Here is a 21,165-nt window from a genome sequence, read left to right as displayed (position 1 = left end):
CTCTTTTTTGTTCTTTAATTTTGTTTATTTAGCTTTCAATCATCACACGAGTATCTTCACTGAGCGTTTCGAGTTCATTAACTACGTCGTCGATCTGTACTTCGATTGGCAGCTTAACGGCGATTTTTGATGTGAATAGACTTGAGCTAACACCGCCGCCACCAGCGATAAAGACGCGGTGACAATCCATATCGAGAATACTGATTCCTTGTCTATCCAATACATGAGTCACTTCGTTGACGATACCTGCTCGGTCGTTAGAGTCGAGTCTCAAGTGATGGACCGTGTCTTGAACATTGTGTGTATGATCGGAATCGACAAACTGCACGATGAGATCTGGATTGGCGCTGAACGCTTCTTTTACAATCGATTCGTTGATGGCTGGAAGTTGAACCTTTAGTACGCCTGCGACTTGGTCTTCAATAAAGTTCACTTTACTGATGAGCCATTTGCCGTCGTTTTCGTGAGTAACCGCAGCAAGCTGTTTGATTGTTGCTGGTGATGCTTTTCCGATAAAGTTTACGATAAATGTACTGTTCATATCAGCCCCCAAGGTTTCAATTATTCTTTGCTAATTAAATGTTTGATATCACGCGATAAAGTTCTTTAATTTCAGTGTAGGAGGTTACATCGAACAATGTTTGACCTAGGTCAATTTTTGAAACTAAGCTTCGATGCAAAAAAAGAGAATGAAGAGTAGGGCACAAAAAAAGCGGCTAGAGAGCCGCTTTTTAGAAGAGTTGTCACTGTGATTGATGATTCAGCAACTTATATTCAATAACTTATATTGAGTAGTACTAGAGACGAATTAGAACGTTACTTTGAAGTTCATACCAACAAACTGAGAGTCGTATGGTGCGCCAGCATCGTAAGCAAAACGTGCAGCGTCTTGGTTATCCCACCAAGGGTTAGTATTCAGGTTAACTTCTGCATCACCGCCCCATGCGTCACTTACCCAGTAGTGAATGTGTCCAACAGGGTTAAGGAAGAATAGCGACACATCACCCATGGTTTGAGAGCCCATCACTTCGCCACCTGAAGCAATGATATCCTGCTCTGCTTCTAGCATCATTTCACCGACAACCGCACCGAAGAAAGGTGTGATGAAGAGATCTTGCCATGAAGGTACTTCTGCAAACGCTTCTACGCCGTATTCCCAGAAGAACGTCGACATAGTCCAAGAGTATAAGAATGACTCAAACTCGTCGTAACCTGCGTGTCGAGCTGCGGTGTAGTAAACACCACCGAAATATGGGTGCATTACGTAGTTTAGGAAGTGTTCGTCACGGTCCCATGTTGGACCAGCAGAAACGTTATCTTTCCACTTTTTACCTAATGAGCTGATATCACGTTGGTCATCATCCCACTTAGTAATACTTTCAGGGAGCAGAGTCATTAGACCCACTGTCGCGACACTCAAGCCAAGAATGGTGTAGGTTTGACCCATTAGGTAATCCCAATCTTTCTCCTGACTCACCAACATGTGTTTTGGTTGTTGGATTGAGAAGTCGTACTCATCACTCGATTCGCTCAGTGCGTAATTGGTACTAGGCTTGTAGGTGTACAAGTTGTCATTAAAACAGTAATCTTGAGCACATTCATCCGAGTAAGAAAGGTTGATTGGCTGGTCGAAGTCGTATTGGCTTGCAACCGAGTTAACTGACATTAGCATTGAAAATGCGGCAGTAACCTTTGCTAGTAACGGTGATTTGGCCACAAGGGTCTCCATGAGAAAGTTTGGAATTGATCAGGATCACAATTATCTATTAAATGCCTGATTTAGGGAACTAATAATTTATAGCTTTTCCTAAGAAAACCTTAGGTTTAACATTATTAATATTAGTGAAAAGGCGAATTGCTCCAAATTCAACCATAGACCAGTTTGTAAATAATGCAGTGTCTTTTTATGACAACAAGGGATAGAAATATGACGAAAATCGCAATGTTAAGCACAGGTGAAGAAGTTCTTCATGGAGACATTGTAGATACAAACGCAGCTTGGATGTCTGCTGAGTTTTATCAGCATGGTTTTGCGCTTGCTAAGCGCTCAACTGTGGGTGATCAAATGAATGCTCTTGTTGAAGAATTGCTGATGCTGAGCTTTAACTATGATGTGGTTATCGTTAATGGTGGTTTAGGCCCGACAACCGATGATATGAGTGCTGCCGCCGCTGCAGCTGCTTCCGAGCAGAAACTCGTCATGTTCCCTGAATGGCTTGCTCGTATGGAAGAGATGTTCTCTGGACGTGGCATGCCAATGCCAGACAGCAACCTTAAACAAGCTTTGTTACCTGCGAGTTCAGAGATTGTCGATAACCCTGTGGGGACGGCTTGTGGCTTCAAACTGAAAATTAGCGATGCGACTTTCTATTTCACGCCGGGTGTACCAAGTGAATTCAAGCGCATGGTGACGTTTGAGATTCTTCCTGACTTGTCGTGTACCTACCCTCAAGTGGTTGCCTCTGAATGCAGTCGACTGTTTACGTTTGGTTTGTCTGAGTCCGGTATCTCTGATGTTTTGGATCAACTAAAGCTGCCAGAAGGTTATGAACTTGGTTATCGCTCTTATCTGCCGTTCATTGAGGTCAAACTGTTTGGTCCTAAGGCAGACTTAGAAACTCGCGTTAAGCTTCTGCAGATGGTTTACAAGCTGCTAGAGAGTAATGTCGTTAGTGTTGATGAGCCGATGATTGACCATATTGGACACATCATGGCGGAAAAAAAGAAGACGTTATCTGTGTCTGAAGTGTCGACCAAAGGTTCACTGTCAGCGTGGCTGCAATTGAATGAGCAGATAGAAGATTGCTTCGGACACTCATGGGTGATGGCTGAGCCAAAAGAGAGCGAACTTGAAAAGAGCGATCCATTAGCCGCGACCTTTGCGCTGGCTGGAGCAACAAGAGATAAGTGTGGAACTGAATTGGCTTTGGTGACTGGTAAGCTGGAAGGCAACACATTCAGCGTTGCATTGTCGACTGAAGCAGGCGAGTGGGGGCAGGTACTTGAGTTTTATCGTCAGTACTCGCGTGAAGACCAACGCAACGTGATTAAGACCGTTGCCGCCGATATGCTGAGAAGGCATTTAGATAACAAACCGATGTTTGGTACTTATTCTTCGGTTAAGCGATTAAAAGACATGTTTATTCCAGCGGCTATCATTAAGTAGCTATGTAAGCTAACGATGTAAGCGAACTCGCTAAGTCTGTATTAAAAACGCTAGAAAAAACGAAATAAAAAGGCCCAACATCTAAATAGGTGTTGGGCCTTTTGTTTATCTAGCCTTCTAGATAACCAAACAAGCAGCGATGTTTACACGCAACTCATGTCTGTAATAACTCGATTACAAACCGCTTGTCATATGTAGGCTGTAGAACAAACCACGGCCGATTAACTCTGAAGCCAAGAACAATACTAGTGCTAAGCCAAGGTTAACTGGGTTCACTTTTGCTTTGTTCAGCATAGGTAGAATCCAAATCAACAAGCTTGCCATTAGCAGTGCCACTTGAAGAATCACATAGCTACCTAAACCATCGACTAACTCAGACGCTTTTGCCGCTGAAGTTTGGATGTCTCCGATTAGGTTCAGTTTTCCTACTGTCACAAGCAAGCTGATAGCAACAGCGATAACAGCCAACATGGTGATGTTACGGTCAACCGTAAAGCGGCTGTCGTTTGCGAATACAATCACGAACTGAGATAACAGCAAGCCACCCACAACCATCGTCATGATGAAGCTCAGTGGTGTGTAGATGTTGTCCCACGTCGGTACTGTGTTGATCATGTATACGTTGATCATCGCGTACATGAAGATAACACCCAGTACCATCGCGCCAACCATCAGTGCTTTCTGGATAGCAACGCCACCTTTCTTGACTACCGACAGTAACCATTGCAGGCCACCGACAGCGAAGAATGCCGCACCGAAGAACACTTCGTTAGACAACCAAGCCGAACCTAGCTGATTAAAAGCGTTAAACGCGCGCAGTGGAGAGCCAAGGTGCGTTGTCGAGAACATGAAGCCAAGCCCCATCAGTACCCATAGGATAAACATTGGAACCTTGTAGCTGTTCAGCTTCTCTTCGTCATGACCAAGTACCAGTGCACGTGCGCCAATCAGTAAGTAACCACCAACCGCAGTTTGCGCCAGCACCGTAAAGAAGATTAAAGACCACTCATGAAAAATCATCTTACACCTCCTTCGGGTTTGCTAGGTGACCGCTGGTATCGCCAGTCGGCTTCGCGTTTTTGTTCAGCTTAATCACGATGTTTGGTAGCGTTTCTGTTGAAGATGGCAGTGGAGCCACATCCGCACCAGAGCCGTACTTCTCGCGAAGTGTATTGATTTCACCAAACTCCAATGCACGAAGTGGGCAAGACTCAACACAGATAGGCTGTTTGCCTTCAGAAACACGTTGGTAACAACCATCGCATTTCGTCATATGACCTTTCTTAGCATTGTATTGTGGTGCGCCGTAAGGACACGCATTGCTACAGTGCTGACAACCAATACATACGCTCTCATCAACCACAACCAAACCGTCTTCATCACGTTTGTGCATTGCGCCCGAAGGACACACTTTCACACACGCTGGGTTGGTACAGTGGTTACAAGCGATAGAAAGGTAGTAAGAAAAGACATCTTTCTGAACCCAGGTATCGCCATCTTGAGTGAAGCCACCACCGGCATATTCGTATACGCGACGGTAGTTCGTTTTGATGTCTAGATCGTTATAATCTTTACAAGCAAGCTGACAGGTTTTACAACCCGTGCATTTACTTGAATCAATGTAAAAGCCGTATTGTTTCATTCCAACCTACCTTATGCTTTCTTTAGCGCTTTGATTTGAACTAGGTTTGTATGCTGAGGGTTACCCTTAGCAAGTGGGCTCGGGCGCTGAGTCGTCAGCACGTTGATAGAGCCTGCATGGTCGATCTTCTGACCATCTGGTGCGTACCATGCACCTTCGCCTAGTGCGACAACTCGAGGAAGAATCCTAGGTGTCACTTTCGCTGGAATATGTACTTCGCCACGGTCGTTGAAAATACTCACCATGTCGCCGCTTTCAATACCACGTTCTTTTGCATCGATTGGGTTGATCCACAACTCTTGCGGTGCTGCTGCTTTGATTTCTGCAACGTTGCCGTAAGTCGAGTGAGTACGAGCCTTGTAGTGGAAACCGGTTAGCTGAAGTGGGTACTTCTCTGCTAGTGGGTCGTTATGACCTTCGAAAGAGTCCGCGTAAATCGGAAGTGGGTGAATCACTTCGTCTTCTTTCAGCTTCCAAGTCTTCGCGATATCAGCCAGTTGCTCTGAGTAGATCTCGATCTTGCCACTTGGTGTGGTCAGTGGGTTCGCTTCAGGATCTTTACGGAAATCTTCATAAGCGATGTAGTGGTGGTCGTAGCTACGTTTGTAGATACCCAGCTCTTTCATCTCTTCGAAGGTTGGCAGTGTTGGATCGTTCTTACGAGTTTCTGCGTAAAGGTGCTCAATCCATTGCTCTTGAGTACGGCCTTCGGTGAACTCTTTTTCTACGCCCATTCGTTTCGCAAGCTGAGTACACATCTCGTAGATAGATTTCGCTTCAAACTGAGGCTCAATCGCTTTCTGCGCGTAGATGAAGTAAGGCATGTTCGCCGCTTTACCGTCCATACACCAGTCGTCTTGCTCAGACGTTGTTAAGTCTGGCAGGATGATATCGGCGTACTTCGCTGAAGACGTCATATGGTTATCAACCACGACAATCATTTCACACGCACTTTCATCTTGAAGAATCGCGTGAGTCTTGTTGATGTCTGAGTGTTGGTTAATGATGCAGTTACCTGCGTAGTTCCAGATCATCTTGATTGGGTTCTTAAGGCGCTCTGCACCGCGAACACCATCAGTGATGTCGGTCATTTCATGGTGACGGTAAATCGCGTCTGTCCACATGAACATTGAAATAGACGTTTCAACTGGGTTTGGCACAGTAGGGAAGCGGACAAATGGAATGTTGATGTCGCTTTCACGAGCGCCTGTTGAACCGCCTGATACGCCCACAGAGCCAGTGAGCAGTGACAGCATCGCGATTGCACGACACGCTAGTTCACCGTTCGCAGTGCGTTGTAAGCCCCAACCTTGGTGAATCGCACATGGTTTCGCTGTGCCCATTTCACGGCCAAGCTTAACTATGGTGTCAACTGGAATACCCGTGATCTTAGAAGCCCATTCTGGTGTCTTCTCTACGCCATCTTCACCTAAACCTAGGATGTAAGATTTGTAGTCGCTGTTTTTAGGCGCTGATGCAGGAAGGGTCTTCTCATTGTAACCTACGCAGTATTTGTCTAGGAACGGTTGGTCGACAAGGTCTTCAGTGATCATCACGTGTGCAAGACCCGCTACCAATGCCGCATCTGTAGAAGGACGAATTGGGATCCATTGATCTTCACGGCCACCGGCAGTATCGGTGTAGCGAGGGTCGATGATGATCGTTCTTGCGTTTGATTTGTTTTTGCTTTCAACGTAGTGGTGGATCTGGCCGCCACCAGACATACGCGTCTCAGCAGGGTTATTACCAAACTGAATATTAAGTTTAGTGTTCTCTAAATCAGAGAAAGAGTTGTTGTTTGCCCAACCGCCGTAGGTGTAGCTCAAGCCTTTCGTGATTTGCGCTGTTGAGTAGTCACCGTAATGGTTTAAGTAACCACCACTTAGGTTCATTAGACGAGCAATCAGCGTTTGAGCTGGTGGCCAAGACTTAGTTACCGTACCACCAAGCGTACCTGTGCCGTAGTTTAGGTAGATAGTGTCGTTACCGTAATCTTTGATAAGGCGTTGCATAGTGCCAGCGACTTCATCAAAAGCCTCTTCCCAGCTAATACGCTTAAACTTACCTTCACCACGTTTACCCACACGTTTCATTGGGTATTTCAGGCGATCTGGGTTGTAAACACGGCGGCGCATAGAGCGACCACGTAGACATGCACGCACTTGGTGATGACCGTATTCGTCAGTACCCGTGTTATCTGTTTCTACGTATTTGATTTCACCGTTTTGTACATGCATACGTAGTGGACAGCGAGAGCCGCAGTTTACTGTACATGCACTCCATACGATTTTCTCATCCACATTCTCAGCAACCGCAGCCGCTACTGGTTTGGATTTGAAAGGTAAAGCGATACCGCCCGCAAGTGCGGCTGCACTACCTACTGCAGAAGAAGCTTTCATGAAGCCTCTTCGAGTAAGGTTCATTACCCCAGATTCTTTCTTATTCGTCATTCTAAGATGCCTTTTGCTATTGATGGCTAGTACTTTATAGGTAGTTTGTTCTTTATTTTTTTATTTTGGATTGTTGATTGATTGGCATCAAATAAGAGCGAAATTTAAATCTTATGAATCGAATGTATAAAATAGATCAAAGAATTAAATCGTCTTATTTATATAATTATCTTTAAACCTATAACGGTATAAATAATAATGATTATCGATACGCATAAATTATTGGGTTCGCTATTTTATCAAGCGACAAGTAAAGAACAGTTGGTCACCATTGTTGAAGCTTTGGTTGAGAGCGAAGTGCTCTCTGAAGAATGCTTGCAGGCATTGAGAAGTGAAGATGAAGATGCGCTCGCAGCAGAGTTCAGCCGCTTGTTCGAAGGTGTGGGAGACATGCCAGCTCCGCCTTGGGGGTCTGTGTACCTAGATAAAGACCGTGTGGTGTTTGGTGCATCGACTGTGGAATATCGACAGTTTCTAGAATTAAACCAAATTGAATTGGATACAGGTTTAAGAGAGCCAGAAGATCAATTTGGTTTAATGTTATTCGCTCATGCGTATTTGTTAGAAAATAATAATATTAATTCAGCTCGTGAATTGCTTGAGTGTCACTTATTACCTTGGTCTTCTACTTATTTAGATAAATTAAATACAGCATCAGATTTATCATTTTATAAGAAGCTATCAAGTGATGTAATAAATTGGCTTAATCAATTAACATCTGAATATAATTTAAACGTTGCCACTAAAAAGTTATATATCGACTAATGTCTGAGCAAATAAATTCGAATAGGCGTGGTTTCTTAACTCGACTCTCTAAGCCAGTTAAAGCTGCTGCAAGTTATGAAGAGAAATCACAGCGCTTACATGCTAGACCACCTAGGGCTGTCGATGAGGTGCTGTTTGAGCGTCTTTGCGACAGTTGTGGACTGTGTGAGCAAGCGTGTCCGAATAGCGTGATTGAGACGCTAGAGGGTAGTGCGCTGTTGAATTTGGATTACAACAGTTGTTCTATGTGTAACAAATGCACTGAAGTGTGCCTAACTGGCGCACTTCATCCAACGGTCACGCCTTATATCGACCTCAAGCCGAGCTTTGCTGATAGCTGCAATAATTACATGCAAATGGACTGTTCAGCATGCCAAACTGCGTGTTCAGCAGGTGTGATACACATTGAAGTAGGAGAGTTGCCTACAGTGGACAAAGATAAGTGTAACGGCTGTGGAGAGTGCCGAAGCGCTTGTTATATTGGCTCTGTGACTCTTAACCTGACTCAGCAATAAACGTTTGGTTTTGTATGACACAAGCGAACAGGAAGATTTTGGTTGAGTGATAGACGAGTTGTTTCAGATACCTAAAGACATAAACAGAAAAGGGTCCGCACTCCTAAAGGAAGCGGACCCTTTTTAATTCTTATTGACGATATTCGAACAAAGCGACCTAAAGCCAGTTGGCTTATGCGCGTTTTTGCTTGTTTCTGTGAATAACGTTACTCAGCGATAGCTCAGTCTTTGCTTTACAGATACAAGGTAATATTTCATTACCTTGCGTGTAAGCCATAGCAAAACCAACGTACTCGACTTCCCCAGAATCCAACGTGCAACGACAAGCGCCACAATGCCCATCTCGGCAGTTGTATTCTGGCTCTAACCCAGCTTGTTCCATTGTTTCCAATAGAGTGTTTGAAGGGTTAGATTCAATCGAAGTCAGCTTGTTGATTTTGATTGTTGGCATTACAGCTCGAATCCTTCAAAGTCGTCAGCTTTTACTTCGTTGTCGATCTGACCAACTAGGTAAGAACTGATTTCAGCTTCTTGTGGAGCAACTTGTACGTTATCTGAAGATAACCATGCGTTGATCCATGGGATTGGGTTCGACGTTGCTTCTGGGTAAGCAGTACCTAAACCAACCGCTTGCATACGGATGTTAGTGATGTACTCAACGTATTGGCAAAGAATGTCTTTGTTCAGACCAATCATAGAGCCATCTTTGAATAGGTATTCTGCCCACTCTTTTTCTTGCTCTGCTGCTTCTTTGAATAGGTCGAAACACTCTTGCTTACACTCTTCAGCGATTTGCATGAATTCGAAGTCATCTTGGCCATTACGCAGTAAGTTAATCATGTGCTGTGTACCAGTAAGGTGAAGAGCTTCATCACGAGCGATTAGCTTGATGATCTTCGCGTTACCTTCCATTAGCTCACGTTCAGCGAATGCGAATGAACATGCAAAACTCACGTAGAAACGAATCGCTTCTAGTGCGTTTACAGACATTAGACATACGTAAAGCTTCTTCTTCAGGTCGTGAAGTGAAATCTTAACGTCTTCGCCGTTAATGTTGTGGTTGCCTTCGCCGTAGCGGTGGTAGTCAGCCGTCAGCTTGATTAAATCATCGTAGTAAAACGCGATGTCTTTCGCACGCTTCAGGATCTCTTCGTTTTCAACGATGTCGTCGAATACTACACCTGGATCATTGACGATGTTACGGATGATATGTGTGTAAGAACGAGAGTGAATCGTTTCAGAGAAAGACCAAGTCTCAATCCAAGTTTCAACTTCTGGTAGAGATACCAGTGGAAGTAGGGCAACGTTAGGGCTGCGGCCTTGGATAGAATCTAGAAGCGTTTGGTACTTCAAGTTAGAGATGAAAATGTGCTTTTCATGCTCAGGAAGCTTGTTGTAGTCGATACGGTCGCTAGATACGTCTACTTCTTCTGGACGCCAGAAGAAAGAAAGCTGCTTCTCGATCAACTTTTCGAAGATTTCGAATTTTTGTTGGTCGTAACGTGCAACGTTTACCGACTGACCCAAGAACATTGGTTCTTTTAGTTGGTCATTTTTTTGCTGAGAAAAAGTACTGTAAGCCATAAATGCCTCAAATCCTTTAAAGACCCGTAATAAAACGGGCCCTGTTAATGCTTTAAACCCAGAGAAGATAACTCTTCTCTGGGGTCTTAATGTTTATTGCGGTTTAGATCTTACAACCGCCGCCTTCACAATCTTCTTCCGGCACTTGAACTGCATCGCCTTGGTCGTCTTTAGCACCATCACGAGTGTTATGGTAGTAAAGCGTCTTAACACCGTACTTGTACGCTGTAAGTAGGTCTTGAAGCAGCTTCTTCATTGGTACTTTACCGCTGTCGTAAACACTTGGATCATAGTTAGTGTTTGCAGAGATAGCTTGGTCAACGAATTTTTGCATGATACCCACTAGGTGCAGGTAACCATCGTTCGAACCAATGTTCCAAAGTAGCTCGTAGTTCTCTTTAAGATTTAAGAAGTCAGGAACCACTTGCTTAAGGATGCCGTCTTTCGATGCTTTCACTGATACGTAACCACGTGGTGGCTCGATACCGTTAGTTGCGTTCGAGATTTGAGACGAAGTCTCAGAAGGCATAAGCGCTGTTAGCGTAGAGTTACGCAGACCGTGCTCCATGATCTCTTCGCGTAGCGTGTCCCAATCGTAGTGCAGTGGCTCTTCACATACTAAGTCGATATCTTTCTTGTAAGTATCGATTGGCAGTAGGCCTTTCGCGTAGTTGGTCTCGTGGAAAGATGGGCAACGGCCTTGTTCTTTCGCCAGTTCAACAGACGCTTTTAACAAGTGGTATTGAATTGCTTCAAAAGTACGGTGAGTCAGACTGTTTGCGCTGCCATCAGAGTACTTCACGCCGTTTTTCGCTAGGTAGTATGCGTAGTTGATGACACCCACACCTAGAGTACGACGGTTCATTGTCGACTTGCGTGCTGCTGGAAGTGGGTAGTCTTGGTAATCAAGCAATGCATCAAGTGCACGAACAACCAGTTCAGAAAGCTCAGCAAGGTCGTCTAGCTCGTTGATTGCGCCTAGGTTAAACGCTGAAAGCGTACATAGTGCAATTTCACCTTCGTCATCTTCTACGTTAGAAAGTGGCTTAGTTGGTAGCGCGATTTCTAGACATAGGTTCGACTGACGAACAGGAGCCACTTCAGAATCAAACGGGCTGTGTGTATTACAGTGGTCAACGTTCTGAATGTAGATACGACCAGTAGAAGCACGCTCTTGCATTAGCAGAGAGAAAAGCTCAACGGCTTTAACCGTTTCACGCTTCACTGAAGGATCGTTTTCGTACTTAACGTATAGCTCTTCAAAACGGTCTTGGTTTTCGAAGAACGCATCGTAAAGGCCAGGTACGTCTGAAGGTGAGAACAGGCTGATGTTGCCACCCTGAACTAGGCGAGAGTACATAAGCTTGTTCAGCTGTACGCCGTAATCCATGTGACGAACTCGGTTCTCTTCAACGCCGCGGTTGTTTTTCAGTACTAATAGAGACTGAACTTCACCGTGCCATAGTGGGTAGAATACCGTTGCTGCACCGCCACGAACACCACCTTGAGAACAACATTTTACTGCTGTTTGGAAGTATTTGTAGAAAGGGATACAGCCCGTGTGGAACGCTTCACCATTACGGATTTCAGAACCAAGCGCACGGATACGACCTGCGTTGATACCAATACCAGCACGTTGAGATACGTAACGAACAATTGAGCTTGCTGTCGCGTTGATAGAATCAAGGCTGTCACCACACTCGATCAGTACACAAGAACTGAATTGACGAGTAGGCGTACGTACACCAGACATGATCGGTGTAGGTAGAGAAATCTTAAACGTAGACGATGCGTCGTAAAAACGTTTGATGTAGTCAAGACGAGTCGATTTCGGGTATTTAGCGAATAGACACGCAGCAACTAAAATGTAAAGGAACTGAGCACTCTCGTAGATTTCTTTCGTTACACGGTTTTGCACGAAGTATTTACCTTCGAGCTGCTTAACCGCTGCGTAAGAGAAGTCTAAGTCACGTTTGTGGTCGATGTACTCGTCAAGCTCTTCGAATTCAGCTTTCGTGTAGTCTTCCATAAGGTGGCTATCGTATTTACCCATATCAACCAGTTTTGCAACGTGGTCATACAGTGCAGGCGGCTCGTATTCGCCGTACGCTTTTTTACGTAGGTGGAATACAGACAGACGTGCTGCTAGATATTGGTAATCAGGAGTCTCTTCAGAGATTAAATCCGCTGCTGACTTGATGATAGTTTCATGAATGTCAGTAGTGGTGATGCCATCGTAAAACTGAATGTGAGCTTTCAATTCTACTTGTGATACAGAAACATTGTGCAAGCCTTCAGCTGCCCATGTAATCACGCGATGGATCTTCTCTAGATCGATCGTTTCTTTGCGCCCGTTACGCTTGGTAACAGTAAGTTGTTGGTTCATTCTGCTTAATTTCCCTAACAAAACTGAACAAGGCCGTGTTTTTGTGTATTTCTGTGTAATTTTTGTAAATTACGTTTCGGCTTTGTGATCTTGGTCTACCCATACATTGTAGTTCAAACACAACATATAGGGGTCATTTGTTTGTTGGGTTACAAGATAGTGCTACAACTGATATTTTTCAAGGTAAAGAAATGGGGTTGCTTGTGGATAAGTGGTGGATTGAAAAAAAACTGTAAGTGACCACTAACTGATGAGGTTATATGTGACTTGATTGTATAAAAGTCGGCTTTTAATGATGCTTTATTTTTGCACGCCCATAAAAAAAAATTCCTTGATCTTTGGCCAAAATGGGCGATTGATTTTAGGCGATTAAATTTAAATCGAGGTGGTCAAAATGGAAGCTAGCGCACGAAATTTAGACTGAAAAAAGTCGCAAAGTTATGGTAATTGCAACTCTTTTCATTCGTCCTTTTTACAAAAGGTTTTACGGTAGGGCTACCGATATTTTTTAGCCAAAGTTTTGCGTGTGGACGATGTAGTTTACGTCTACATTTGTGCCTAAACGATAAGTGTCCGTAAGAGGATTGTAGTGCAGCCCTGTAATCCCTAGTTCTTGCAGCGGAGTGTTATCGACCATCTTGATAAGTTCAGCAGGGCGAATGAACTTCTCGTGTTCATGAGTGCCTTCTGGAACGATCCTCAATAGCTTCTCTGCACCAACAATCGCAAACAAGTAAGATTTGAAGTTACGGTTCAAGGTAGAGAAGAACACGTGACCACCCGGTTTCACTAATTTTGAACATGCACTAATCACAGATTGTGGATCAGGAACGTGCTCTAGCATTTCCATACATGTCACCACATCGTAAGTTTGTGGATTCTGTTCTGCATGGTCTTCGATGGTGCTCTGGATATAATCGAGCTTGGTGCCAGTTTCCAATGCGTGAAGACGTGCCACTTCTAGCGGTTCTTTACCCATATCTAGGCCAGTGACTACTGCGCCCTCAACAGCCATGCTTTCAGCCAAAATGCCGCCACCGCAGCCAACATCGAGGACTTTCTTACCAAATAAACCTTCGGTCTTTTCTAGCACGTAATTTAGGCGCAGTGGGTTGATTTGATGTAGAGGCTTAAACTCGCCTTCCAGATCCCACCAGCGCGACGCCATGTCTTCGAATTTCTTGATTTCTGCTGGGTCTACGTTCTGTGATTTAGTCATAATCGGCATTTCCAAGTTAAATAATGCATCCATGAAATTGCAGGCATTATAACTTGCCTTTTCGCGCTGACCAGAAGATCTACAATTTTGCTAGTTTATTGGATGTAAAGTGACCATGTTTCAGCAAGATATGATGCGGAGGTGCAATTTCTCATCAATTGATTGGCTACAAGGGTCACAAGATGGTAAAAGGAGAGGGAAAGTGATGCCTCCGTAGGTAAATTTGTGTTATATTTTTCGGTCTTATACGTATTCAAAAATACGATCTGACTATAGAGGGAAAATGGCTCTATGAGCGATCTAGCGAAAGAGATCACGCCCGTAAATATTGAAGATGAGCTTAGAGGTTCATACCTAGACTACGCGATGTCCGTCATCGTTGGTCGTGCCCTTCCAGATGTGCGTGATGGCCTAAAACCTGTACACCGCCGCGTTTTGTTCGCGATGAATGTACTAGGTAATGATTGGAACAAACCATATAAAAAGTCTGCTCGTGTAGTAGGTGATGTAATCGGTAAATACCACCCACATGGTGATAGTGCTGTATACGATACTATTGTTCGTATGGCGCAACCGTTCTCACTGCGTTACATGCTAGTTGATGGCCAAGGTAACTTTGGTTCTATCGATGGCGACTCCGCGGCTGCAATGCGTTATACCGAAGTTCGTATGGCGAAAATTGCTCACGAGCTCCTGGCTGACCTTGATAAGGAAACTGTGGATTACGTACCGAACTACGATGGTACAGAACAAATTCCAGCAGTACTTCCTACAAAAATTCCTAACCTATTGGTAAACGGTGCTTCTGGTATCGCAGTAGGTATGGCTACCAACATCCCACCACATAACCTTGGTGAAGTTGTTGATGGCTGTTTAGCATTTATCAATAATGAAGATATCACTATTGATGAGCTAATGGACTATATCCCTGGTCCTGACTTCCCAACAGCAGCACTTATCAGTGGTCGTAAAGGCATCGTAGATGCTTACAAGACTGGCCGCGGTAAGGTTTACATGCGTTCAAAAGCGGATATCGAAGTAGAGAAGAATGGTAAAGAAACCATTATCGTTACTGAGATCCCCTACCAAGTAAACAAAGCTCGTTTGATCGAGAAGATTGCTGAACTGGTTAAAGATAAGAAAGTAGAAGGCATCAGTGCACTGCGTGACGAGTCTGATAAAGACGGTATGCGTATTGTTATTGAATGTAAGCGTGATGCAGTAGGCGAAGTGGTTCTTAACAACCTATACGCTCAAACTCAACTGCAAACGACTTTCGGTATCAACATGGTTGCGTTGAATAACGGTCAACCACAGTTGTTCAACATCAAAGACATGCTTAAGTGCTTCGTAGACCACCGTCGCGAAGTTGTGACTCGTCGTACTATCTTCGAATTGAAGAAAGCACGCGACCGTGCACACATCCTTGAAGCATTGTCTCTAGCACTTGCTAACATTGATGAAATCATTGAACTGATCAAGAGCGCGCCAACACCAGCAGAAGCTAAAGTTGGTTTAGTGTCTCGTGGTTGGGATCTTGGTAACGTTGCTTCAATGCTTGAGCGTGCAGGTACTGATGCGGCTCGTCCTGATTGGTTAGAAGACCAATACGGCATCCGCGATGGTCAATACTTCCTAACGGAAACACAAGCACAAGCAATTCTAGAACTTCGTCTTCACCGCCTAACAGGCCTTGAGCACGAGAAGATTCTAGACGAGTACAAAGCCCTTTTAGAAGAAATCGCTGAGCTAATGCACATTCTTGCAAGCACTGAGCGTTTGATGGAAGTTATCCGTGAAGAACTTGAAGCAGTACGTGAAATCTATGGCGACGAGCGTCGTACAGAAATCACAGCGGCAGTTCATGACATCGACATGGAAGAGCTGATTGCTCAAGAAGACGTTGTAGTAACGCTTTCTAACGCAGGTTACGTTAAGTACCAAATCCTAAGCGACTACGAAGCTCAGCGTCGTGGTGGTAAAGGTAAGAGTGCAACTAAGATGAAAGATGAGGATTACATTGAGCGTCTGCTTGTTGCTAATACTCACGATAACATCCTATGTTTCTCTACTCGTGGTAAGACATACCGTCTGAAAGTTTACCAACTACCATTAGCAAGTCGTACTGCTCGTGGTAAGCCTATCGTGAACATTCTTCCTCTAGAAGAAGGTGAACGTATTACGGCTATCCTGCCTGTTTCTGAGTTCTCTAACGAGAAATTCATCTTCATGGCAACGGGTGACGGTACAGTTAAGAAGACATCACTGGATCAATTCGCAAACGTACGCGCTAACGGCCTAATCGCAGTTAACCTACGTGACGACGATTCACTGATTGGCGTTGACATCACTAACGGTGATAGCGACATCATGCTGTTCTCTAAATCGGGCAAAGTTGTTCGCTTTAACGAGGACAAAGTACGTGCAATGGGCCGTACTGCCTCTGGTGTTCGTGGTATGAAGCTTCCAGAAGACGATCAAGTGGTTTCACTGATTGTTCCTTCTAACGAAGGCGATATCTTAACTGTGACTCAAAACGGTTACGGTAAGCGTACTGAGCTAGCTGAATACCCAACAAAAGGCCGTGCAACGCAAGGTGTAGTATCTATCAAAGTCTCTGAACGTAATGGCCCAGTCGTTGGCGCTGTTCAAGTTGAAGAAGGCGATGAAATGATGATGATCACCGACGCAGGTACACTAGTACGTACTCGCGTAGCGGAAGTAAGCCAAGTTGGTCGTAACACTCAAGGTGTAACACTGATTCGTACTGCTGAAGACGAGAACGTTGTAGGTCTACAACGTATCGACGAAGTAGAAGAAGCTGAGATTGTAGAAGGCGAAGCTGAAGAGGCTGGTGCTGAAACTATTAACGCTGACGTTGCTGAATCAAGCGAAGAGCAAGCATCAGATGCTTCTGACTCTGAAAGTGATAGCGAGCAAGACACTGAGTAATCTCGATTACGCTAAGTAATTAAGCTTATCATTGAAAAAACCGAGCCTAAGTGCTCGGTTTTTTATTGCCTGTGGTTTGTGGAAAATCGTTAAATGCCAATAGCTATAACTTGATCAAGTTTGCTTTGTGGTGAAAGAGGTAGAGTGAATGGGCGGATAAAAAGGGAGAGTAAAATGGATATCTGGTTACTGGTTGCTTTGTTATTGATGAGCCTATTTTTGGTGGTGATTGTCGTTGCATCAAACAAAAACAGTCGTAGCCTTAAGGGGAACCTTCTTATATCACTCACCGCAGTGCTACTCAGTGGTATTATCTGGTTTCAAATGAAGCAAGAGCTGCCTCAGCCTCCTTCCAATGACAACGAAAATTACACCACAACAGATTTCGAAGATGAGCTGCAGCAAAGACTCAAGCAAGATCCGAATCAATCCGACTTGTGGTTTAAGCTTGGTGGTGTGTATATGCAGAAAGGGGAGTTTGATGCAGCGTTCACCTGCTATGACTACGCGATTCGATTAGATCCTCAAGCACCTTCCGGGCTTTATGCTGCCAAAGCAACTGCACTTTACTATCTTAGCTCTCAAGCTATGAGCGATGACGTGAATGCGTTATTGGATCACTCAATGCAGCTTGATCACAATGATCGTACGGCATTGATGCTGATTGCGACCGATCACTTCATCAGCATGCGCTACCAACAAGCGATCGATGCTTGGACTCAAATTCTCGATTCTAACCAGAAAGGCATTGATCGTGTCTCTATCATCCATTCGATCAACCAAGCTAAGCAAATGATCCGTTAAACGGGCACTATCTGTAATTTCGAGATTATTTGCTTTCTTGCATCTCAATTAAACCGCCAGCGTTGTGGATCTGTGTAAACCCTTGAGCTTTCAAATACTGGTAAGCTTGTCCTGAGCGGTTACCACTGCGGCAATACAAAACGATAGGTTGAGCTTTGTCTATGCTGGCAAAGTGCGTAGCGACTTCAGAAAGAGGGTAGTTAATCGCATTGTCCAGATGACCTTGCTTGAACTCTCCTGGTGTCCTGACATCAACGACCAGCGCACCTTCCTCAATCATTTCCCACCCTGTTTCTGCTCGTTCTGAGGCGTGAAGTCCTGAACTTGTTAATGCGATGCATAATGCCGAAAGCGAAAGTAAGTGCTTCATTCTTTGTTCCTTGAATTAGCTAAAAGGTAATGTGAAATTGGGACGGTTGAGTGCGCCCAAATCTAAAAAACCAGCCACACCTTTACAGTGTGACTGGTTTTATCTTATTGGTCTATTTGAAGGAACTAGTATTCGTAGTTAGCTTCACGCTTTTCAGCTTGCTCTTCCCATTTAGGAACAACCGTGTCTAAGAAGTGTTGTTTCTCAGCGTTCATCTTATCCATGTCCATTCCAAGCGCTTTTTGAGCCGCTTCTTTGGTCGAGATGTCTGGAATCTCGATTGGATCAGTGATGCCTTTCTTCGCTAGTAGACGAATAATCTTCGTACGAGCATCGGCTGCGCGGTCAACGGCAGTACCTAGCACTTCTAGAGCGATTTCAGGAGCGTGCATATGAACGCCATGAGACGCAATAGCGTAGTCCCAACGCCATTGAGCGTGACGGATATCCAGTAGGATAGGTTCCATCTCTTGCTCGGTTGCACCAGCCTCCCATGCCGCGCCTGCTTCAAAGTGAGCGGCAACGATTTGTTTCTCAGCGGTCAGCTTCATGTTTAGCACTTGCGCTTTACGGCTTGAAACGATGTTACGCATGGTTTCTTTAGATTGAGTGTGACAGTTTGCACACGTATCTTCGAAGCGGTCGAATGGGTTACCCACTTTATGGTCGGTATAAACGGTGCCATCTTCTTTGGTCACTTTCGGCATATGACAGTCAACACAAGCAACTTTGTTTTTGCCGTGAATGCCTTCACGCCACGTTTCATAGCCAGGGTGCTGTGCTTTTAGCATTGGCGCTTTAGATACTTTGTGCGTCCAATCTTTAAAGCCGATTCCATCGTAATACTCTTCCATTTGCTCAACACGAGTCCCTTTGTCCCAAGGGAATTTCACGCCTTTTGTTGGCCCTGTGAAGTAGTATTCCACATGACATTGAGCACAAACGGAAGCTTGTTGATCTAAGCGACCTTGGTCTTCAAACTTCTTACCAATCGCATCGAACGCACGTTCAACATAAGGACGCGTCACCTTCAGTGCTGGCTCACCATTTTTAAAGCCTTCGCTTTGGGTATCGTGACAGTCTGCACAGCCAATAGGATTCACAATCTCGTTGCCAAGACGTGCCCATTTACCTTCAAAGTAACCGTCTTCGCCACGCTCTTCGATAACACGTGCTACGTCTGGGCTTTTACAGCTCCAACACGCCATTGGCATTGGACCTGAGCTTTCGTCGGTCGGACCGCCAGTACGCAAGGTTTGTCTTACATCGTCAATCGCATAGAAGTGGCCGCGCGCTTTGTTGTAGTCTTTTGCGAACCCGTAGCCAGCCCACATGATAACCATGTTGGGATCTTCTTTTAGTGCGTCTTCAATGGTTTCGCTTTCTGAAGTTTGTCTCCATGAATGATATTGATCTGGGTGGTTTTGCTCGAACTGATCGTTACGAGGATCGCCAATTTCTTTTTGTTCAGACGCAGCAAAACTGGTCGCGCTTGCTAATGACGCGCTAACCATTAATAGTGCTGTGACCGAATTACGTATCCAATGCTTTTTCACAGTGATATCTCCAATATACTGATTTTTATACCAAGCGTTGTGAGTTTGCTATTCAAATTAAGAACTGGAGAATTCCTGTTTATATTAATTCATAAACAAACACATTTTGTTACGTGTTGGATATAGATTGTCCCAGATCAATTAATGGCAGTGACCTTAGTCACGTTGAAGTTTATATAACCCTAAAGTGGTATTGGTGGTTAGTTTAATTAGAATTTAACTGAGAATTATTATCATATATAACAATCAATTACCTAAATTGACCATGATATAAATAGGGTGATTGCGTTCACAGATTAACCTATCGAAATTTCGTATTACCCAATTAGAGGTATATTCTAACTATAGAAAGCGTTGTGGCTTATCCAAAATAAGAATTGATATCATTTAAACGGTAATAATATCGTTTAAGGGTACTTTTGTTTAACCGGAATATTATTTAGTTGAGAGTTAAATAATGCCGGTATAAGGAAAGGATAAAATGGGCAATATTAAATTGGCCATAGTCATAATGCTTAAATCCCTTCTAGCATTCTGCCTCTATGGTTATTCCATTCATGCTGTTGCTGAGCCTGCTGTTACGCCAGTAGGGGAATCAACAAGACATGAAGTCGAATTAATCCGTGACAAAGACTACAAGTGTGTTCAGTGCCATAAAGATTCAAAAGAAACGGTATTGGGTTCACATGGTGAAAGTGCACACGCTTTGCTTGGCCGTGAAGTAAATTGTACCGACTGTCATAGTTCTATTAGCCCCGACCACCGCGAAGGCGCGCCTAAAGTGGTGAAGTATCGTGAGGCTCAATCACAACCAGGTACCGACAAGGTTTACCTAGATCCTAGCTTAATTTTAGATGCCAATAGCCAGTGTATCGATTGTCACAAGCCTGATGATCTGCGCGAAGCGAGCTGGACCCACGACGTTCATACGCAAAACTTAACGTGTTCAAACTGCCATGATGTTCATGCGACAGAAGCAAAGGTGTTGGGCTTAGATAAGAAGCAAACCATCAAGCTGTGTGTGGATTGCCATTCAGACTTCAACCAGAAGAAAGAAGGGGAGTAATCTATGAGCTGCTCAAGAAGAAACTTTTTAGCTGGCGCAGGTGCCGTTATTTTTACCACAGGTGTTGCGGGAACGGCGGCGGTGACAAGTCGTAAAACGTTGGCCAATGTTCAAGAGGATGGGGCTAAACGTTATGGAATGATTCATGACGAGACCGCGTGTATTGGTTGTACCGCTTGTACAGAAGCTTGTCGTGAAGTGAACAAAGTGCCTGAAGGCGTATCGCGCTTAGAGATTATTAAGAGCGAACCCCAAGGCGAATATCCAAATGTTGATTACCGTTTTACTCGTAACTCTTGCCAACATTGTGATAACGCGCCCTGCGTGATGGTTTGCCCAACAGGGGCGGCCTACAAAGATGAAAAAACCGGCATTGTCGATGTTCATCAAGAGAAGTGTGTCGGTTGTGGTTATTGCTTATTAGCTTGTCCGTATCAAGTGCGCTTTTTCCATCCAGAGAACAAATCCGCAGATAAATGTAACTTCTGCCGTGATACCAATCTTGCACAAGGGAAGTTACCGGCTTGTGTCGAATCTTGCCCGACCAATGCGTTAGTATTTGGCGATCTAAATGACCCTAAGAGTGAGATAAATCAGGTGCTTAAATCTGAGGTGGTTTACAGAGATAAAGCTTATCTCGGTACTCAGCCAAAACTCTATAAAGTGCCACACCAAAAAGGGGAGATCTGA

Annotated in this window: 18 protein-coding genes; 7 read left to right on the top strand and 11 right to left on the bottom strand. The window is 44.3% G+C overall.

The features are described from left to right. Positions 1–28: 28 nt before the first annotated feature. A complete protein-coding gene (locus tag AB4371_RS09520) occupies positions 29–541 on the bottom strand; it encodes a glycine cleavage system protein R (RefSeq protein ID WP_017061000.1) in 513 nt (170 codons plus the stop codon). A 267-nt stretch (positions 542–808) separates the two neighbouring features. Further along, on the bottom strand, positions 809–1,717 hold the full coding sequence (locus AB4371_RS09515; protein WP_017069173.1) for a DUF3943 domain-containing protein: 909 nt from the start codon (positions 1,715–1,717) through the stop codon (positions 809–811). 210 nt (positions 1,718–1,927) lie between these two features. On the opposite strand from AB4371_RS09515, the gene AB4371_RS09510 reads away from it, so the two are divergent. Next, positions 1,928–3,166 (top strand): CinA family nicotinamide mononucleotide deamidase-related protein, encoded by a 1,239-nt coding sequence (locus tag AB4371_RS09510; RefSeq protein WP_372149532.1) that lies wholly within the window; start codon positions 1,928–1,930, stop codon positions 3,164–3,166. 174 nt (positions 3,167–3,340) lie between these two features. On the opposite strand, the gene AB4371_RS09505 is transcribed toward AB4371_RS09510, so the two are convergent. The 3 genes from AB4371_RS09505 to AB4371_RS09495 are packed head-to-tail and all read right to left on the bottom strand — an operon-like array spanning position 3,341 to position 7,258. Then, positions 3,341–4,186: a DmsC/YnfH family molybdoenzyme membrane anchor subunit gene (locus AB4371_RS09505; RefSeq protein ID WP_017060997.1), complete on the bottom strand. Its 846-nt coding sequence runs from the start codon at positions 4,184–4,186 to the stop codon at positions 3,341–3,343. Between the two features lies 1 nt (position 4,187). Continuing rightward, complete coding sequence (locus AB4371_RS09500; protein WP_004733360.1) at positions 4,188–4,808, bottom strand: DMSO/selenate family reductase complex B subunit; 621 nt, start codon at positions 4,806–4,808, stop codon at positions 4,188–4,190. 11 nt (positions 4,809–4,819) lie between these two features. Then, complete coding sequence (locus AB4371_RS09495) at positions 4,820–7,258, bottom strand: DmsA/YnfE/YnfF family dimethyl sulfoxide reductase (RefSeq protein WP_372149530.1); 2,439 nt, start codon at positions 7,256–7,258, stop codon at positions 4,820–4,822. Positions 7,259–7,456: 198 nt separating this feature from the next. Between AB4371_RS09495 and AB4371_RS09490 the strand changes: the two genes are divergently transcribed. After that, entirely contained in the window at positions 7,457–8,023 is a 567-nt protein-coding gene (locus tag AB4371_RS09490; RefSeq protein WP_010438111.1) for a molecular chaperone TorD family protein, read from the top strand. After that, on the top strand, positions 8,023–8,538 hold the full coding sequence (gene napF / locus AB4371_RS09485) for a ferredoxin-type protein NapF (protein WP_010438113.1): 516 nt from the start codon (positions 8,023–8,025) through the stop codon (positions 8,536–8,538). Before AB4371_RS09490 ends, napF begins: the two co-directional genes overlap by 1 nt. Before the next feature lie 172 nt (positions 8,539–8,710). Here napF and yfaE read toward each other — a convergent pair whose 3' ends face one another. The 4 genes from yfaE to ubiG form a co-directional block, all read right to left on the bottom strand. After that, entirely contained in the window at positions 8,711–8,989 is a 279-nt protein-coding gene (gene yfaE / locus AB4371_RS09480) for a class I ribonucleotide reductase maintenance protein YfaE (RefSeq protein WP_010438115.1), read from the bottom strand. Next, the gene (nrdB, locus tag AB4371_RS09475) at positions 8,989–10,122 is read right to left on the bottom strand and encodes a class Ia ribonucleoside-diphosphate reductase subunit beta (RefSeq protein ID WP_004733365.1); all 1,134 of its coding nucleotides are present in this window, start codon (positions 10,120–10,122) and stop codon (positions 8,989–8,991) included. The genes yfaE and nrdB overlap by 1 nt, the downstream gene beginning before the upstream one ends. Before the next feature lie 103 nt (positions 10,123–10,225). Continuing rightward, positions 10,226–12,508: a class 1a ribonucleoside-diphosphate reductase subunit alpha gene (gene nrdA, locus AB4371_RS09470; RefSeq protein WP_102333640.1), complete on the bottom strand. Its 2,283-nt coding sequence runs from the start codon at positions 12,506–12,508 to the stop codon at positions 10,226–10,228. Positions 12,509–13,016: 508 nt separating this feature from the next. Next, positions 13,017–13,760 carry a bifunctional 2-polyprenyl-6-hydroxyphenol methylase/3-demethylubiquinol 3-O-methyltransferase UbiG gene (ubiG, locus tag AB4371_RS09465; RefSeq protein WP_372149528.1) on the bottom strand — a complete coding sequence of 248 codons (744 nt, stop codon included), beginning with the start codon at positions 13,758–13,760 and terminating at the stop codon, positions 13,017–13,019. Positions 13,761–14,018: 258 nt separating this feature from the next. Between ubiG and gyrA the strand changes: the two genes are divergently transcribed. Further along, the gene (gene gyrA / locus AB4371_RS09460; protein WP_102398204.1) at positions 14,019–16,679 is read left to right on the top strand and encodes a DNA topoisomerase (ATP-hydrolyzing) subunit A; all 2,661 of its coding nucleotides are present in this window, start codon (positions 14,019–14,021) and stop codon (positions 16,677–16,679) included. 174 nt (positions 16,680–16,853) lie between these two features. Then, complete coding sequence (locus AB4371_RS09455; protein ID WP_372138468.1) at positions 16,854–17,483, top strand: tetratricopeptide repeat protein; 630 nt, start codon at positions 16,854–16,856, stop codon at positions 17,481–17,483. A 25-nt stretch (positions 17,484–17,508) separates the two neighbouring features. Here the strand turns inward: AB4371_RS09455 and AB4371_RS09450 are convergent, their stop codons facing one another. Both AB4371_RS09450 and nrfA read right to left on the bottom strand, forming a co-directional pair. Then, positions 17,509–17,853, bottom strand: coding sequence for a rhodanese-like domain-containing protein (locus AB4371_RS09450; protein ID WP_017063559.1), 345 nt, complete (start codon positions 17,851–17,853; stop codon positions 17,509–17,511). Between the two features lie 125 nt (positions 17,854–17,978). Next, positions 17,979–19,409, bottom strand: a complete 1,431-nt coding sequence (nrfA, locus tag AB4371_RS09445; RefSeq protein WP_372149524.1) for an ammonia-forming nitrite reductase cytochrome c552 subunit — start codon at positions 19,407–19,409, stop codon at positions 17,979–17,981. Between the two features lie 481 nt (positions 19,410–19,890). Here nrfA and nrfB point away from each other — a divergent pair, with 481 nt between their 5' ends. Both nrfB and nrfC read left to right on the top strand, forming a co-directional pair. Continuing rightward, entirely contained in the window at positions 19,891–20,475 is a 585-nt protein-coding gene (nrfB, locus tag AB4371_RS09440; protein ID WP_372149522.1) for a cytochrome c nitrite reductase pentaheme subunit, read from the top strand. 3 nt (positions 20,476–20,478) lie between these two features. Further along, positions 20,479–21,165, top strand: a complete 687-nt coding sequence (nrfC, locus tag AB4371_RS09435; protein WP_048613593.1) for a cytochrome c nitrite reductase Fe-S protein — start codon at positions 20,479–20,481, stop codon at positions 21,163–21,165.

This window comes from Vibrio sp. 10N.261.51.A3 (assembly GCF_041471965.1).
GTDB classification, from domain to species: domain Bacteria; phylum Pseudomonadota; class Gammaproteobacteria; order Enterobacterales; family Vibrionaceae; genus Vibrio; species Vibrio crassostreae_C.
Note: the sequence above shows the minus strand (reverse complement) of the source record. Positions and strands in the feature narration are given on the sequence as shown.

Excerpts from the sequence above, each read along its gene's own strand:
- AB4371_RS09495 (WP_372149530.1), bottom strand. The coding sequence starts at position 7,258 with ATGACGAATAAGAAAGAATCTGGGGTAATGAACCTTACTCGAAGAGGC.
- AB4371_RS09455 (WP_372138468.1), top strand. The coding sequence starts at position 16,854 with ATGGATATCTGGTTACTGGTTGCTTTGTTATTGATGAGCCTATTTTTG.
- gyrA (WP_102398204.1), top strand. The coding sequence starts at position 14,019 with ATGAGCGATCTAGCGAAAGAGATCACGCCCGTAAATATTGAAGATGAG.
- AB4371_RS09520 (WP_017061000.1), bottom strand. The coding sequence starts at position 541 with ATGAACAGTACATTTATCGTAAACTTTATCGGAAAAGCATCACCAGCA.
- nrdA (WP_102333640.1), bottom strand. The coding sequence starts at position 12,508 with ATGAACCAACAACTTACTGTTACCAAGCGTAACGGGCGCAAAGAAACG.
- nrfC (WP_048613593.1), top strand. The coding sequence starts at position 20,479 with ATGAGCTGCTCAAGAAGAAACTTTTTAGCTGGCGCAGGTGCCGTTATT.
- AB4371_RS09490 (WP_010438111.1), top strand. The coding sequence starts at position 7,457 with ATGATTATCGATACGCATAAATTATTGGGTTCGCTATTTTATCAAGCG.
- AB4371_RS09450 (WP_017063559.1), bottom strand. The coding sequence starts at position 17,853 with ATGAAGCACTTACTTTCGCTTTCGGCATTATGCATCGCATTAACAAGT.
- nrdB (WP_004733365.1), bottom strand. The coding sequence starts at position 10,122 with ATGGCTTACAGTACTTTTTCTCAGCAAAAAAATGACCAACTAAAAGAA.
- ubiG (WP_372149528.1), bottom strand. The coding sequence starts at position 13,760 with ATGGATGCATTATTTAACTTGGAAATGCCGATTATGACTAAATCACAG.
- yfaE (WP_010438115.1), bottom strand. The coding sequence starts at position 8,989 with ATGCCAACAATCAAAATCAACAAGCTGACTTCGATTGAATCTAACCCT.
- AB4371_RS09505 (WP_017060997.1), bottom strand. The coding sequence starts at position 4,186 with ATGATTTTTCATGAGTGGTCTTTAATCTTCTTTACGGTGCTGGCGCAA.
- AB4371_RS09500 (WP_004733360.1), bottom strand. The coding sequence starts at position 4,808 with ATGAAACAATACGGCTTTTACATTGATTCAAGTAAATGCACGGGTTGT.
- nrfB (WP_372149522.1), top strand. The coding sequence starts at position 19,891 with ATGGGCAATATTAAATTGGCCATAGTCATAATGCTTAAATCCCTTCTA.
- AB4371_RS09510 (WP_372149532.1), top strand. The coding sequence starts at position 1,928 with ATGACGAAAATCGCAATGTTAAGCACAGGTGAAGAAGTTCTTCATGGA.
- napF (WP_010438113.1), top strand. The coding sequence starts at position 8,023 with ATGTCTGAGCAAATAAATTCGAATAGGCGTGGTTTCTTAACTCGACTC.